Origin of the sequence: Glutamicibacter soli (assembly GCF_052322135.1) — a bacterium.
Classification (GTDB): Bacteria; Actinomycetota; Actinomycetes; order Actinomycetales; family Micrococcaceae; genus Glutamicibacter; species Glutamicibacter soli.
The window spans coordinates 74,130-89,488 of the sequence record NZ_CM125969.1 but is presented as its reverse complement, the minus strand read 5'-3'; the positions used below and the strand labels follow the sequence as shown (position 1 = coordinate 89,488).

Annotated in this window: 15 protein-coding genes; 7 read left to right on the top strand and 8 right to left on the bottom strand. The window is 65.1% G+C overall.

Annotated elements, in window-relative coordinates; all coding sequences use genetic code 11:
- Positions 1-3 precede the first annotated feature (3 nt).
- The 6 genes from folE to dacB all read right to left on the bottom strand — a co-directional run bounded on the left by folE (position 4) and on the right by dacB (position 6,464).
- On the bottom strand, positions 4-582 hold the full coding sequence (gene folE / locus ACTX90_RS00445; protein ID WP_443442682.1) for a GTP cyclohydrolase I FolE: 579 nt from the start codon (positions 580-582) through the stop codon (positions 4-6).
- Positions 583-591: 9 nt separating this feature from the next.
- A complete protein-coding gene (ftsH, locus tag ACTX90_RS00440) occupies positions 592-2,517 on the bottom strand; it encodes an ATP-dependent zinc metalloprotease FtsH (RefSeq protein ID WP_047119034.1) in 1,926 nt (641 codons plus the stop codon).
- Between the two features lie 107 nt (positions 2,518-2,624).
- Complete coding sequence (gene hpt / locus ACTX90_RS00435; protein ID WP_047119033.1) at positions 2,625-3,176, bottom strand: hypoxanthine phosphoribosyltransferase; 552 nt, start codon at positions 3,174-3,176, stop codon at positions 2,625-2,627.
- Between the two features lie 64 nt (positions 3,177-3,240).
- Positions 3,241-4,167, bottom strand: a complete 927-nt coding sequence (gene tilS / locus ACTX90_RS00430; RefSeq protein ID WP_047119032.1) for a tRNA lysidine(34) synthetase TilS — start codon at positions 4,165-4,167, stop codon at positions 3,241-3,243.
- On the bottom strand, positions 4,164-5,087 hold the full coding sequence (locus tag ACTX90_RS00425) for an Rv3626c family coenzyme F420 biosynthesis-associated protein (protein ID WP_047119031.1): 924 nt from the start codon (positions 5,085-5,087) through the stop codon (positions 4,164-4,166). Before ACTX90_RS00425 ends, tilS begins: the two co-directional genes overlap by 4 nt.
- Positions 5,088-5,099: 12 nt before the next feature.
- Positions 5,100-6,464 (bottom strand): D-alanyl-D-alanine carboxypeptidase/D-alanyl-D-alanine endopeptidase, encoded by a 1,365-nt coding sequence (gene dacB, locus ACTX90_RS00420; RefSeq protein WP_443442681.1) that lies wholly within the window; start codon positions 6,462-6,464, stop codon positions 5,100-5,102.
- A 97-nt stretch (positions 6,465-6,561) separates the two neighbouring features.
- Here dacB and ACTX90_RS00415 point away from each other — a divergent pair, with 97 nt between their 5' ends.
- From ACTX90_RS00415 to ACTX90_RS00405, 3 genes are all read left to right on the top strand, one after another.
- Complete coding sequence (locus ACTX90_RS00415; RefSeq protein ID WP_047119029.1) at positions 6,562-7,041, top strand: inorganic diphosphatase; 480 nt, start codon at positions 6,562-6,564, stop codon at positions 7,039-7,041.
- A gap of 573 nt (positions 7,042-7,614) precedes the next feature.
- Positions 7,615-7,899, top strand: a complete 285-nt coding sequence (locus ACTX90_RS00410; protein ID WP_146956204.1) for a hypothetical protein — start codon at positions 7,615-7,617, stop codon at positions 7,897-7,899.
- 258 nt (positions 7,900-8,157) lie between these two features.
- The gene (locus ACTX90_RS00405) at positions 8,158-8,793 is read left to right on the top strand and encodes a hypothetical protein (protein WP_146956206.1); all 636 of its coding nucleotides are present in this window, start codon (positions 8,158-8,160) and stop codon (positions 8,791-8,793) included.
- Between the two features lie 380 nt (positions 8,794-9,173).
- Here the strand turns inward: ACTX90_RS00405 and ACTX90_RS00400 are convergent, their stop codons facing one another.
- Complete coding sequence (locus ACTX90_RS00400; RefSeq protein WP_244910942.1) at positions 9,174-10,277, bottom strand: DNA recombination protein RmuC; 1,104 nt, start codon at positions 10,275-10,277, stop codon at positions 9,174-9,176.
- Between the two features lie 180 nt (positions 10,278-10,457).
- Here ACTX90_RS00400 and ACTX90_RS00395 point away from each other — a divergent pair, with 180 nt between their 5' ends.
- The gene (locus ACTX90_RS00395; protein ID WP_113608175.1) at positions 10,458-11,078 is read left to right on the top strand and encodes a pyroglutamyl-peptidase I; all 621 of its coding nucleotides are present in this window, start codon (positions 10,458-10,460) and stop codon (positions 11,076-11,078) included.
- Here ACTX90_RS00395 and yczR read toward each other — a convergent pair whose 3' ends face one another.
- On the bottom strand, positions 11,079-12,479 hold the full coding sequence (yczR, locus tag ACTX90_RS00390) for a MocR-like transcription factor YczR (RefSeq protein ID WP_443442680.1): 1,401 nt from the start codon (positions 12,477-12,479) through the stop codon (positions 11,079-11,081).
- A 61-nt stretch (positions 12,480-12,540) separates the two neighbouring features.
- Between yczR and yczE the strand changes: the two genes are divergently transcribed.
- The 3 genes from yczE to ACTX90_RS00375 all read left to right on the top strand — a co-directional run bounded on the left by yczE (position 12,541) and on the right by ACTX90_RS00375 (position 15,359).
- A complete protein-coding gene (gene yczE / locus ACTX90_RS00385) occupies positions 12,541-13,176 on the top strand; it encodes a membrane protein YczE (RefSeq protein WP_047119025.1) in 636 nt (211 codons plus the stop codon).
- Between the two features lie 58 nt (positions 13,177-13,234).
- Positions 13,235-13,837 (top strand): hypothetical protein, encoded by a 603-nt coding sequence (locus ACTX90_RS00380; RefSeq protein WP_047119024.1) that lies wholly within the window; start codon positions 13,235-13,237, stop codon positions 13,835-13,837.
- Positions 13,838-13,904: 67 nt separating this feature from the next.
- Entirely contained in the window at positions 13,905-15,359 is a 1,455-nt protein-coding gene (locus ACTX90_RS00375; RefSeq protein ID WP_443442679.1) for an HNH endonuclease, read from the top strand.

Genomic DNA, 15,359 nt, shown 5'->3' with positions numbered 1-15,359 from the left:
GGGTTACCTTCCGAGAATCAGGCTCATTGCTTCGGCGCGGGTGGCGGTTTCCCGCAGCTGGCCGCGGACCGCGCTGGTCACGGTCTTCGCGCCCGGCTTCTGCACGCCGCGCATCGACATGCACATGTGTTCGCATTCGACGACGACGATCGCGCCGGAGGGGTTCAGGTGCTCGACCAGGGCGTCCACGATCTGCGTGGTCAGCCGTTCCTGCACCTGCGGGCGGCGGGCGAAGACCTCCACCAGCCGGGCCAGCTTGGACAGGCCGGTGACCTTGCCGCACTTGCCCGGGATGTACCCGATGTGGGCGCGGCCGTAGAACGGCACGAGGTGGTGCTCGCAGGTCGAGTAGAACGCGATGTCCTTCACCAGCACCATCTCGTCGTGCTCGATGTCGAAGGTGGTGGACAGGTGCTCTTCGGGACGCTGGTGCAGCCCGGCGAAGAATTCCGCGTAGGCCTTGGCCACCCGCTTGGGGGTGTCCTGCAGGCCGTCGCGGTCCGGGTCCTCGCCGATGGCCAACAGGATTTCGCGCACGGCTGCCGCGATGCGCGGCTGGTCGATCAGATTTTCTTCAGTCACGCTTCGATCCTAGTCGGTCGACTGCGCGGCGCGCTCCTTGGGGCTTAACACCGGGCCTTCGGGGTGCACCGGGCGCTCGTCGTTGGATAGCCACACCACACGCTTGTCGATCTTCACCAGGTCCGAGAAGATCTCCGCGATCTCCTTCTGGTTCAGCGTCTCGCGTTCCAGCAGGGCCAGGGCCAGGCGGTCGAGCACGTGGCGGTTGGTGGTCAGCGCCCAGTAGGCGTCGTTGTGCGCGCCCTCGATGAGCTGGCGCACCTCTTCGTCGACCAGGTGGGCCATCTCGTCGGAGTACTCGCGCGCCCCGGTGCCCATCTGCTGCTCGGCGGCGGAGCTGGCCAGGCGCACCGCGCCGACCTTCTCGCTCATGCCGTATTCGGTGACCATCTTGCGCGCGGTGGCGGTGGCCTTCTCGATGTCGTTGCTGGCTCCGGTGGACGGGTCGTGGAACACGATCTCCTCCGCGACGCGCCCGCCCATGGCGTAGGCCATCTGGTCCAGCAGCTCGTTGCGGGTCACCGAGTACTTGTCCGACTCCGGCACGACCATCGTGTAGCCCAGGGCACGGCCGCGCGGCAGGATGGTGATCTTGGTGACCGGCGCGGTCTGGTTCATCGCGGCGGCGACCAGGGCGTGGCCGCCCTCGTGGTAGGCGGTGACCTTGCGCTCGTGCTCGTCCATCAGGCGGGTGCGCTTCTGCGGGCCGGCCATCACGCGGTCGATGGCCTCGTCCAGCGCGCGGTCGTCGATCAGGTTGGCGTTCGAGCGGGCGGTGAGCAGCGCGGCCTCGTTGAGCACGTTGGCCAAGTCGGCGCCGGTGTAGCCCGGGGTCTTCTTGGCCACCGCGTTCAGATCCACCGTGGCATCCATCGGCTTGCCCTTGACGTGCACCTTCAGGATGTCTTCGCGGCCCTTCAGATCCGGCGCCTCCACCGGGATCTGGCGGTCGAAGCGGCCCGGGCGCAGCAGCGCCGGGTCCAGCACGTCCGGACGGTTGGTCGCGGCGATCAGGATGACGTTGGTGGTGGCGTCGAAGCCGTCCATTTCCACCAGCAGCTGGTTCAGCGTCTGCTCGCGCTCGTCGTTGCCGCCGCCGATGCCGGCACCGCGGTGGCGGCCCACCGCGTCGATCTCGTCGACGAAGATGATGGCCGGGGAGTTGTTCTTGGCCTGCTCGAACAAATCACGCACACGCGAGGCGCCCACGCCGACGAACATCTCGACGAAGTCCGAGCCGGAGATCGAGTAGAACGGCACCTGGGCCTCGCCGGCCACTGCCTTGGCCAGCAGGGTCTTGCCGGTGCCCGGAGGGCCGTAGAGCAGCACGCCCTTGGGGATCTTGGCGCCCACGGCCTGGAACTTCGCAGGTTCCTGCAGGAACTCCTTGATTTCGTGGAGCTCCTCCACTGCCTCGTCGGCGCCGGCGACGTCCTTGAAGGTCACCTGCGGCATGTCCTTGGTGATCAGCTTCGCCTTGGACTTGCCGAACTGCATGACCTTGGAGCCGCCGCCCTGGGAGCGGGCGAGGATGAACCAGAAGATGCCGGCGATCAGCAGGAACGGCACGATCACGCCGAGCATCGACAGCAGCCAGTTGCTTTCCACCGGCTGGTCGGTGAACTTGTCCAGCTTCGCGTCGTTGATCGCGTCGACCACCTGCACGGCGCGGGCCGAGGAGTAGAAGAAGCTGACGCTGGTGCCCTTTTCGACGCCGTCGACGGTCAGGGCGTTGCGCAGCGTCAGGTCCACGCGCTGGTCTCCGTCGAAGATCTTCGCCTGGGTCACATTGCCGCTGGACAGCTCATGCAGGCCCTGCGAAGTGTCGATCTTCGCCGTGTTGTTGCCGAAAACCATCGGCAGGAACAGGACGACTGCAACGACGCCCACGAGAACCCAAATGATCCAGCTGTTAAATAGCTTCTTTGTTTTCATTGATCCGCCGGGTCCCGCGCCCTACGCATCTCCCTCACCCGCTGTCATGGCGTCCGGGGCACGCCACCTTCGATTCTTCTCAACGCCCGGCCGGCGCGAAAAGTTCCCTACTCGTAGATGTGCGGGGCAAGGGTGCCCACGCAGTCAAGGTTGCGGTACTTCTCCGCGTAGTCCAGACCGTACCCGACGACGAATTCGTTGGGAATATCCATGCCGACGTACTTCACGTCGATCTCGACCTTGGCGGCTGCGGGCTTGCGCAGCAGCGCGCAGATCTCGACGCTGGCCGGGCCGCGCGACTCCAGGTTCGCCTTGAGCCAGGACAGGGTCAGGCCCGAATCGATGATGTCCTCGACGATGAGCACGTGCTTGCCCATGAGGTCCGAGTCCAGGTCCTTCAGGATGCGTACCACGCCGGAGGACTGGGTGCCGGAACCGTAGGAGGACACGGCCATCCAGTCCATGCTCACGTGGGAATCAAGTGCGCGCACCAGGTCGGCCATGATCATGACCGCGCCCTTCAGCACGCCGACGACGAGGATGTCGCGGCCCTGGTAGTCCTTGTCGATCTGCGCTGCCAGTTCTTCGACGCGGGCCTGGATTTCTTCCTTGGTGTACAGAACGTGTGTCAGATCGGCCTTGACGGCATTGGAATCCACGAGGGTTCTCCTGATTCTAGAGGTGTGGTACCTACCTAGAGTGCCACATTTCACCGGTGGTTGCTTAGCGCGAGTCGGTGAAAACAATCACCGGGCTCCGGCGGTAGGCGCTGATTTTCCCCTCCAACTGCACTGGCCCGGCTGATTTGGACTTTTCGGTGCCGACCCCGGCCAAAGCGCACAGGGCCGCTGTTCGCTCCCGGCCGAGGTTCCTGGCGCCTGCATCGGCGGCCGCCAGGCGCAGCACCCGGGAGGCCACGGCCGGGGGCAGGGCCGCCAGCGACTTCAGGTTGGTCCCGTGCTCGGCCCAGGCCCGGCCGGCCCACTGGTCCAGCGCGTCGGCGTCCGCCGCGGCAAGCTGCGCGGTGCGCGCCAGCGCCTGCGGGATGTGTTCGCCCAGCTGTCCGCGCAGGTAGGGAAGGATCTCGCTGCGCACCAGGTTGCGGCGGTAGGAGGTGTCCGTATTGCTGGGATCCTCCCAGTACTCCAGCCCGGCGCCGGCGCAGATCTGCTCGGTGTCCTGCCTGCTCAGGTCGAGCAGCGGGCGCGCGTAGGCCCCGCGCACCGCCGGCATGCCGGCCAGCGACCGCGTGCCGGAGCCGCGCAGCAGCCCCAGCAGCACCTGTTCGGCCTGGTCGTCCCGGGTATGCCCGAGCAGGATGCGCTGCGCTCCGGTGGATTGAAGCGCCCGGTCGAAGGCTTCGTAGCGGGCGGTGCGGGCCGAGGCCTCGTCGGGGCGGGTGTCCACCCGCAGCACCAGCACCGGCTCCAGCCCGAGTTCGCGGCACTGCCCTGCCGCCCGGACCGCGACCTGGGCGCTGCCGGCCTGCAGCCCGTGGTCCACGATGACCGCCCCGAAGTCCCCGGGCAGCTGGCTGGCGGCGACCGCCAGGGCCAGCGAATCCGCCCCGCCGGAAACCGCGGCCAAGCTCAGTCCGGTGGGCGCCGCCGCGGCGACCGCGTGGCGCGCCCGGTCAATGGCGCGGCTCATCGGGTGCGGGCCAGCCAGCGTTCGGGGTGGTCCAGCTCCTTGGCGCTGGGAAACAGCTCGCGTTCGCTGAAGATCGTGTTGAAGCCTTCGTAGCCCATCTCGTCGACCAGGTGGCGCACGAACTTCGCCCCGCGCTTGTACTGCAGCGCCTTGGCCTCCATGCCCAGCAGCTTGCCAACCAGCGTGGCCAGCGCCGAACGGTTCTCCCCGCGCGCCTCGAAGCGGCGGCGGATGGTTTTGATGGTGCCGATGGACTTCACGTCGTTCATCACCACCATGGCGTGCCCCTCCAGCACCGACATGATGCTGGTCAGCTCGCTGACCTCCGACTTCATGGCCTTGAGCTTGGAACCGAGGTCGTTGATCGAATGCGTGGTGCCGCGCAGCGGCTCGAACACCTCGGCCAGGGTCTGCTTCATGACCCCGGGAATCCACGGCGCATGCTCGAACTGCAGTCGGTGGGTCTGCTCATGGGTGGCGATCCACAGGTAGAAGTCTTTGGCGTTCAGGTTCAGTTCGCCGCGCAGCTGGGTGATGGTCGGGGCGTTGAGCAGCAGCCGGGGGCCGACGAACGGGTCGAACTGGCCCAGTACACGGGTGCCGAGCACCGCGAGCACCGCGCCGAGCTCGGCGCCGGCGACCAGCGGCACCGCGCCCGGGGCGTCGATACCCTCCGGGAGCATCGCCGCGAAGTTCTGGCTGACCGCCTTGGCCCAGCCGGCGCGGTCCACCACGAGGGTCTGGGATGGCGCGGTAGAGCTCAGCAGGGAGATCTTCTCCGCTTCGACCAGGCCCTGGCCGCCGGCGATGCGCAGCTCCTCGATAATCCGCGCCGCCTGCCGTCCGTCGATGGCCGGGCCGGCCGGCATCAGGGTCTTGGCGGTTCCGACAGCGACGTCCCAGTCAATGAATTGCTTCATGCGTGCTCCTGACTATGTCCGGCAGCCGCAGCCGCGGATGGCGGTGACTGCCTGGTCGATGATTGGCTTGTGCGGTGCGAGCGTTCCGTCCGGCTGGTTGGCGAAGATGGAGAAGGCCAGCAGCCTGCCGTCCTTAGTCGGCGTCATGCCGGTCAGCGTGGCCACCCCGGTCAGCGAACCGGTTTTAGCGCGGACCATTCCCAGGGTCGCGTCGCCGCCCAGCCGCTGCCTCAGCGTGCCGTTGTATCCGGCCACCGGCAGCGAGTAGACCAGCTCGCGCAGTCCAGCCTTGCCGCTGGTGGCCGCCGAGCGCAGCACCGTGGTCAACGCCGCGGGCGAAATCTGGTTGGCAGCGGCCAGCCCGCTGGCGTCGGACAGCACCAGGCCCTGGGCGCCGTGCTCCCCCGCGGCCTTGGCCACCGCGGGCCCTGCCTGTTCCGGGGGAAGACCTTCGGCCAAGGCCACCAGCCTGCCCAGGGTCTCGGCGATGTAGTTGTCCGAGACCAGCAGCATGTGCTTGACCACGTCGCGCAGCGGGGCCGAGCGCACCTCGGCGATCTGCTCGCCGCCCTCGTAGGCTCCGCGCCCGCCCTGCGCCACCTTGATCGAAGAACCCAGCGCGGCGGCGAACACCTGGCGCGCCTGCTGCGCCGAATCCGACTGGTACGGGGAGGCGAGGTTCTCGCCCGCGCGTCCCGCATAGTGCGCCAGCGGGTAGACCGGCGCGATGTTGTTGGAGGTGAACAGGGACTTGTCCCAATCCGGGTTGGATTGCGCGGTGCCGAACAGCGAGTCGTCCAGCCACAGCTTCACGGAGTCCACACCGCGCTTCTCCAGCTCGGCGGCGGTCTTTTCGGCCAGCGTCGCGAGCCCCGCGTAGCCCTTGGTGGAGGACGGGTCCGAGGCACCGTCGCCCAGCAGCACGTCTCCCCCGCCGCGCAGCACCAGGGTGTCCCCGTCCAGCCAAACACTGGTGGCCAGCTGGGTGTCGGCGCCCAGCACATCCACGGCCGCCAGGGCGGTGACCACCTTCAGGCTGGAGGCAGGGGTGCCGTTGGCGGTCGAGTTCTTGTCATAAAGCACTGTGCCGGTCGCGACATCCACCACCTGGGCGGTGAACTTCGTTCCATCACCTTGGTCCGCCAGGATCGCGTCCAGCTGGGCGGTGAACACGGCGGTGTCCGGCATGACCGCATCCGGGTTCAGGTCCTGCACGGTGACTGGGGCGTTTTCCGCGATCTGCGCGCTGGCTGGGGTGTAGAAGGCTTCAGGTTCACCGGTGAAAAAACGCGGTGCGAACAGCATGGCCAGCACCATGCCCACCACCGCAACCACGGCCGCGCCCAGTGTGATCACGCGACGGGCGGCGGTGTTCATGCGGTGACATTCCTTTCGCGGGTTTATCAAGGCAGCGCCCGGGGGCGATACGCTTAAGGGCGGATAACCCTAAGACTAGTTTAGGAGTGTGCTTTTCATGAGCCACGACGTGACCATCGAGATCCCTACCGGATCGCGCGTCAAGTACGAGATCGACCACGAGACCCACCGTCTGCGTTTGGACCGCGTGCTGTTCACCTCGATGCAGTACCCAACCCACTACGGCTACTTCGACGACACCCTGGGCGAAGACGGCGATCCGCTGGACGCCATGGTGTACATCCCGGGCGTCGACCTGATCCCGGGTGTCGTGGTTGAGGCCCGCCCGATCGGCGTGTTCAACATGACCGACGACGGCGGCGGAGATGCCAAGCTGCTGTGCGTTCCTTCGGACAAGCGCTTTGACCACATCAAGGAGCTCGAGGACATCGACGAGTGGCTGATCAAGGAGATCGAGCACTTCTTCACCCGCTACAAGGACCTGGAGCCTGGCAAGTGGGTCAAGGCCGAGGGCTGGGAGGGCCGCGAGGCCGCCGAAGCCGAGCTGGCTCGCTCCATCGAGCGCTTCAAGGCCTAAGTGCTACGAATGGCGGCAACCACTTGGTTGCCGCCATTCTTTTTCCCGATTTCTCATGCTCCCGTCCTCTTACGTTGGGCGAATCAACTTGTACATGGCCAAGCCCCAACAAGACACCGAAAACTGTCATCGCCGCATGAGTCCTTGCAATGATTTTCATAGGCGACGACACCCGGGAACAAACCCCTCGACTTCCATTGCTTCAGGCCCCTCCTCAGCAGTGTTCGAATCTGTCGAGCATGATGCGATGCCACTGAAGTTCTTACATGGGTCATTAGCAACCTAAATGCATGGCCAAACGATGGATTCCCGGAACGCCCGCTTCTATGGAACCCGATGGCATCAGGTCATGAATTGTCGCGCTAGTGACGGGCTCGGTTTCATCTTTCCGCCCCATGCGATCGTTGAAACTTTGACGTATTCCGCCACATGCCACACTGCCGGCCAGACGTCCTAGTCAGTCAAAAGTATGATTGCGCAATGCTCAACTTGAACCGTACCGTGAAAGTGATGCTAACAGATAGTATCTAATCTTCTTGTATGTATATTCCCTTGCCGAGAGGATCTTTCATAATGACTAAATTTTCATCCTGGCTTGGCTTGTCCGGCGAATCATCTCAAGATACTTTGCCGCTCTGGCACGGAGTAAGCGAGCGGACGAAATGGGGCTCGTTCCTCATCTGCTTCATCGTCTCCGTTGCAGTCTTCGCGTTATTCACTTGGTTACTCTCGCCCCTTTCCGGGTTTGCTGCCTACATTCCAGCGTTGTGCGGCTTCGGATCGCTGCTCGTGAGCACTTTGATCGCCGAGCGCATCCATGTGCGAAGTAGCCCGCCGAATAATGGCAGCAACAGGTAGACCGCAACCTCATCGAGTTTGGGCTCAAGTCAGAAAATGCACAACTGATCTTGCGGTTACACGTTATTCAAATATTACGCCTCTGCTTGTAGCATTTTAATCAATCATACTTTTATATGATTGGTTTCGAGTAGTTTTATTATTATTCGCAAATAGATTAAGTTAATCGGTTCTAGCCGTTGCGTTGAATCAAACTCTCGTCACGCCAACCTACATCACTCTACGCAGCCACTTCTTGAATCAAAGGAAACATTCGAAATGTTCAAAAAGAGGGTAACGATGCTCAGTTCAACCGCACTTGCTGCAACACTATTAGTCACTGCGCCGACTGCAAGTTTCGGCGTCGAGAAGACTGCTGAGTCGACAGACGTCACTTCCGCGCCGGTGCACGCAATTGAGGCTCCCAATACCTTCTTGTCGTGTGAAACTGTTGGAACGTCGGCGCCAGCATCAATCTCCCTGGGTAGTAACTTAGGGCCCGGAATCAGTGAATCCATTGATCCCTCTACGCTCAAAATTATCAACCATTCACGCGAAACAGCAGGTAAACAAAAGCTCCCCACCAGCGTCGCCGCCATGCGTTATATGGATAGCGGAGAAATCTTGACCCTCGACAAGAGAGGTCGAGTCATCGAAAAGCTTGCATCCGGCGCAGATGCTCCGGTCGCGGGCATCTCTGGCATAGGCGTTGCCCAACCTGCTGCTCTTCTTCACCCCGAGGTAAAAAGAATCATTGGCGCGTGCCTTGGATTCGGAGGTGCAGGAGGAATGGGTTTCGAAGCTCTTGTTCGATACCTCACCACTCCGGCAAACGCCATCACATTCGTTATCCGACGCATCGGCATCGCCGGGGCGATCAGTTGCGTCGGTGGCGTGATATGGCTGTATATCTGAGAACTGAGAACAGCCTGTTCAGGTGATTTCGTCACCCCGTGCCAACCGTTGAAATCCGCGGGTGGCTTTGCACAGAGACCGTCGTGCATTCGACTCGCAGGTCAGCAAATACAGGTAGCGCACTGGCGAATGACACCAAATAGGTTGACGAATAGCGAGCATCTTTTGCAAGGCTTTTAGCGCCATTCTGGGCGACGACTCGTGGCAGTTTACCAGGCGAGATTCTTCTACACAGCTACCGGGTGGTCACTGGGGGGAACACCGCCTGCGCGACCCTCCTAGTTTTGAATCATCACGGGGTACCTCGTCAAAACTCTCGACGAATACGTATGACGTTGGCGTTCCATCATCCACGGTCGATCCCGATGTATGAAACCGTACTAAATTCCAGGCATGATTCCTGGCAAAGTCGTAGGTTCAACGTTTACTGACTCCACGTCCCGCAAGGTCCGCTCCACGGCGCGGGTTCGGGTTCCGGCGGCCTGCACGGTGTTCTGCGCGGCCGAAAGCTGCTTGCCCAGCTTGTCCCAGACATCCCCGTACTTGCGGAATTCGTCTTTCGCGGCGGCCAGCACCTGCCAGACCTCGCTGCTGCGCTTTTCGATGGCCAGCGTCCTGAAGCCCATCTGCAGCGAGTTGAGCAGGCTCATCAGCGTGGTCGGCCCGGTGACCAGCACGCGGTGCTCGGTCTGCAGCTTGCTGGCCAGTCCCGGGCGGCGCACCACCTCGGCGAACAGGCCTTCGGTGGGGAGGTACATGATGGCGAAGTCGGTGCTGTGCGGCGGGGCGATGTACTTGCCGGAAATCAGCTTGGCCTGCTCGATGATTGCCTTGTCCAGCGCCCGGCTGGCCTGCTCGACGGCCGCCTTGTCGCCCGATTCCTGCGCGTCGAGCAGCCGTTCGTAGTCCTCCTGCGGCAGCTTGGAGTCGATGGGCAGGTAGATGGTGCCATCCTCGCGCCCGGGCAGGATGACCGCGAATTCGACGGCCTCCCGGCTTCCGGGCACGATCGTAACATTCTGCTCGTACTGGTCCCGGGTGAGGATGTCCTCCAGCTGGCGCTCGAGCTGGACCTCGCCCCAGGTGCCGCGGCTTTTCACGTTGGTCAGCACGCGCTTGAGCCCGCCGACGTCCTGCGCGAGGGACTGCATTTCACCCAGCCCCTGCTGCACCATTTCCAGCCGTTTGCTCACCAGTTCGAAGCTCTCCCCGAGCCGCTTCTCCAGCGTGCCCTGCAGCTTCTCGTCCACGGTCTCGCGCATCTGCTCCAGCTTGGCTTCATTGCCGGCGCGCAGCTTGTCCATCTGCTCCTGCATCAGCGTCTGCAATTGCAGGTGGCGCCGGGCGTTGCCGTCGGCCATCGCGCCGAGCTTCGCGTCGATCTCCGTGCGCACCTGACCGAGGGTCTGGCGCAGTTCGCCGCGCTGGGCACTCAGGTCTTGGCGCAACTCGCCGTGGGTGGATCGCACTGCCTCCCGAATCACCTGGTCATCCACGCCGCCGGTGCGCCGGATCAACAGTAGCGCAATACATACTGCCGCAAGAATATTTAGTATGACTAGGATAAAAACGGCAATAATCATGAAATCGAACCTTCCCTGAACCGGCTGGAGAGCAACTCAATCTCTATCAGCCGCCACCGACAGTTCGACATAATAGGTGCCATGCACATTCTGGTGACCGGGTTCGAGCCCTTCGGAAACGATAATTTCAACGCCAGCAGCGCCGTGGTGTCGGCGCTTCCGGCCAGCATTGCCGGGCGCCGGCTGACCACCGCGATCCTGCCGGTTTCCTTCCACCGCTCGGGCGAGGCGCTCTCCGCGCTGCTTGCGGAGCACCGGCCCGATGCGCTGATCTGCGTGGGCGAGGCCGGCGGACGTGCCGCAGTGACGCCCGAGGCCAGGGCCGCCAACGAAGACGATGCGCGGATCCCGGACAACGACGGGGCCCGGCCCCGCGGTGCAGCGATCATCTCGGACGGCCCATTGTCGCTGCCATCGAGCCTCGATGCCCAGCGCATCACCGCGTTGTTGGCCGCAGCCGGGTTCGCCGCGCAGGTTTCCCGGAATGCCGGACGTTTCGTCTGCAACCACGTCGCCTATCTGGCCTACGCGCAACCGGTCCCGGCGCTGTTCATCCACGTCCCCGCGCTGCGTCCGGGCGGAACGGAAGCGGGCGTGGGGCGGGAAACCGATCTGCGGGCGGCCTCCACCGCCGCGCCGGCCTCCGCATGGGATATGGAACAGCTGCTCGCAGCGGTTGAACTCGTGGCGGCAAGCCTGTAGCTATACGGCCACTTGCTCCCAGGCCGCGGCGATGGCGGGCAGCGCCGCTTCCAGCTGTGCGCGGTCCTGAGCGAAGGGCAGGCGCTGGTAGTGCTCCAGCCCGTGCCCCTCGACCGCGAAGGTGGATCCGGGGGCCAGCAGCACCGAGGTGAGCCGGCGGGCCAGGGCCGAGGAGCGCGGCCGCGGCAGGTGGCACCACAGACTCAGCCCGCCGGCCGGACGGTTCGGCTCCCAGTCCGGCAGGATGCGGCCCAGTTCCCCGATCATCCAGTCCCGGTTTTCGCGCAGCGCGGTGCGGGTGGCTTCGGACAACGTCTGCCCCGAGGAGATCAGGTTGGCCAGCACCAGCTGCTCGAGCACCGGGGCGCCCAAATCCATGCTCATCCGGGCGCGGGCCAACGCAGCGGCCAGGTGGCGCGGGGCACGCAACCAGCCCAGGCGCAGCCCTCCCCAGTGCGATTTGCTGGCGCTGCCCACGGTGACCAGGTTCGGGGAGAACGCCGCCATCGGCAGCACCTGCGGGCGGTCATCCAGCCACAGCTCGGCACAGGTCTCATCGATGATGCCCACGGCGCCTGCCCGGTCCAGCTCGGCGGCCCATCGCTGACGCCCCGCGTTATCCAGCAGCGTGCCCACCGGGTTGTGGAAATCAGGCAGGCAGAGCATGGCCGCGGGCCGCACCTCGGCCAGCGCTGCGGCGATCTGGTCCAGGTCGGAGCCCTGCTGCCCGATGGGCACCGCCGCGGTCCTCGCGCCGTGGGCCTTCAACGCCAGCAGCGAGTTCGGGTAGGTCGGGGTTTCGGCCAGCACGCCCTGGCCGCGCCCGAGCACCGCGCGCCCGGCGGCGGCCACGGAGGACAACGCCCCGGAGGTCACGATGATCTGCTCCGGTCCGGTCGGCAGCCCGCGCCGGGTGTAGTACTCCGCCAGCGCCGCGCGCAGCGGCTCGATGCCCAGCGGGTAGTAGCCCATGCCCGCCGCGTAGCGCGGAAGTTCGTGCAGCGCGGCCTCGAACTGCTCCAGCATGCCGGCCGGCGCGTTGGGCGCCGCGCAGGTCAGGTCCACGGCCTTGCTTCCGGGCAACGGGCCGAAGCCGCCCAGCGGCAGCGGTTCGGCGCCTCCGGCCACCGGCCCGCCGGGAAGCTGGGCCACGGTGCCCGAGCCGCGGCGGGATCTGGCGTACCCGCTCTCGCGCAGCTCGGCATAGGCGCGGGAGACCGTGGTGCGGCTCAGCCCCAGGGCAGCCACGGCGTCGCGTTCGCTGGGCAGCGCGGTCCCGTGCAGGATCCTGCCGTTGGCGATGAGCGAGCGCAGCGCGAGGAAAAGCCAGCGGTACGCGGACATCGAGGAGTCCGGGTCCCCCAGCATGCGGGCCAGCGCCGAGGCTGTGATGCGTCCCATGGATCCACCAGTTCAAAATTGGCTATTTTTTCCATGGCCAATTTACCGGAAGCTTGTCTACATGACCATCACGAACCTGACTCCCCGCCAGCAGCTGAGCGCCGGACGCCTCCCGCTGCGCCTGGCCAACCTCTTTGCCGGGCTCACGCTCTACGCACTGGCTATGGCGATGCTGATCCGCGCCCAGCTGGGTGTCGATCCGTGGGACGTGCTGCATCTGGGCCTGGCGAACCACGTGCCGCTGTCGCTGGGTGCCATCGTGATCCTGGTCGGGGCGCTGGTGCTGCTGGCATGGATTCCACTCAAGCAGTGGCCCGGCCTTGGCACCATCGCCAATACGCTGTATCTGGGCCTGGCGTTGGACTTCTTCCTGCGCTTCCTTCCCGCAATCGACGGCCTGGGCTGGCAGGTGCTGGCGGTTGCCGCCGCGATCCTGGTCAACGGGCTGGGCGGCGCACTGTACATCGGCAGCCACCTCGGGCCCGGGCCACGCGACGGGCTGATGACCGGACTGCACCTGCGCACCGGGCAGTCTATCCGGCTGATCCGCACCGTGCTTGAACTGTCGGTGCTGGGACTGGGCTGGGTTCTGGGCGGCCCGGTGGGAGTGGGAACCGTGGCCTATGCGCTGCTCATCGGCCCGGCCACCCAGCTGTTCTTCCGCTTCACCATCGTGCGGCTGCCGCAGCGGGCCTGACCTCCGCCATATGTCTCGGATACGCGACAAACCCGGCCTCACAAGCAATACTTAAGCCATGTTTGTCGTTGCGCTCAGCCCCCGGCCCCGCTCGGTCACCGATGTCGCCGCCGCCAGCGAGGCGCTCTGGCACCAACTGGCCCAGGTATCCACGCACGCCGCGTTCACGGCCGTCAGCGGCCAACTGCTGCTGGGGGTGCCCGCGGATGCCGATGCCGCCGTCGACGCAGTCCTGCGCGCGGCCCGGCTGAACTTCTGCCATATCGGGCTGGGCGTCGGCGCGCTGTACGAACCGGTGCCCGCCGAAGCGGACCAGGTCGACGGAAGGGCCCTACGCCGGGCCCAGGGCGCTCTCGATGCGGCAGAACACCGCGGGGAACGCGTGCCGATCTGCGTCTCCACAGGCAACGCCGAGCTGGACGCCGAGCTCGAAGGGCTACTGCGCCTGCTCGGGCAGTCGATTCGCACCCGCAGCGAGTCTGAATGGGCTGTGGTCGACCTGCTGACCCCCGGGGTGCGCGGTCAACAGAAGGCGGTGGCCCAGACGCTGGGCATCACCCCGCAGGCGGTGTCCGCGGCAATTCTCCGCTCTGGCTACAACGACGAGCTCGGAGCCCGCTCCGGCATTGCCCGCCTTCTGGAATTAGCGGACAACCTTTAGCTTTTCCTGAGGAAAAGCCTGCCCTATATTCGAATACAAGTTCGATTAAACGCCGTACAATTAACACATGTACGAAGCAATGCAGCAACGCCACCGCCCGCCCGTACCACCGGTCCACACCGAATGCACCGCGGTGCTCACCGCCCTGGCCACCCAGCTCGCCCGCACCCTCGAATGCGGCAGCACCGCCGACTGCGCCGCCGCCATCGAAGAACTCACCGCCCTGACCGCCGGCTACGACTACCTCAAAGCGATGCTCGCCCACCAGCTGGAAAAAGAAGTCTTCCGCACCAACGAGAACAACGGCACCCACGCCAACGACCTCACCCGCGGAGCAGCCAGCACCGTCGCCCTGGCCCGCAAACGCGACCCCCGCGGCCACCGCTCCTACCTGGCCAACGCCCGCATCCTCGCCGAAGACACCCCCTTCCTCGCCCAACGCTTCGCCCTCGGGGAACTCACCGAACCCCAGGCCATGGCCATCCTCACCCCCTTGCAGGACGTCAACGCCGCCCGCCGCACCGCCTTCGACACCCACTTCCGCGCCACCCCGGACCTGTTCGACGGCATGGGACCCAAGCAGATCAGCGAAACCGTCACCCAATACACCCTGCAGTTCGAAAGCCACACCAAGTCCTACCGCATCAAGGAAGCGGGCACCGACCGCTACCTGCGCTTCACCAAGGACCGCGACTGCATCCGCGTCAACGGCAAACTCCCCCTCGCCGCCGGCACCGCCCTGCAACAGCACCTGCGCCAAGAATCCCGCCGGCTGCGCCAGCACGGCGACCCGCGCACCCGCACCCAACTGCAGGCGGACCTGTTCACCGCCTACCCCCTCGCCGGGCACCCCGACAAACTCCCCCTGGCCCTCAACATCAAACTGGTCATGACCGACAAGACCCTGTTCCTCGGCGACCGCACCCCCGCCTACCTCGAAGGCTACGGCTACATCCCCGCCCAGCACGCCCGAGAACTCATCGCCGGCGCGGAAATCCGCAACGAGGACTACTTCCACCACTACCCCGACGCGCACGACGACCTGGCCCTGCGCATCGAAACCTTCCCCGACATCCAGCGGCTCTACACCGCCCCCGGCGACAGCGAGCTGATCGCCATGGACTCCACCGCCCGCGCCTTCCCGCCCGGACTCAAGGAATTCATCAAGATCCGCGACAAGCACTGCCGCACCCCCTACTGCGACGGACTGGTCGAAGAAGTCGACCACGTCATCCAGCACCACCTCGGCGGCCCGACCAACGTGCTGAACGCCGACGGACGCTGCGCGTTATGCAACAAGGCCAAGGAATCGCCGAACTGGGTCGAAGTGCCCGTCGGGGAGTTCTCCCACTCGATCCGGATCAACCCCGGCACCGGGGCGTACTACCGGTCGGTCGCCCCGCCGGTGACCGGGTACCGGCACCGGCAGTTCCCGGACCTGCTCACCCAGTCCAAATGGGTACGCGGGAAACCCTGGACCCGGGAGGAACTCGAAGACCCCCTCGAAGACCCCGACCCGTAG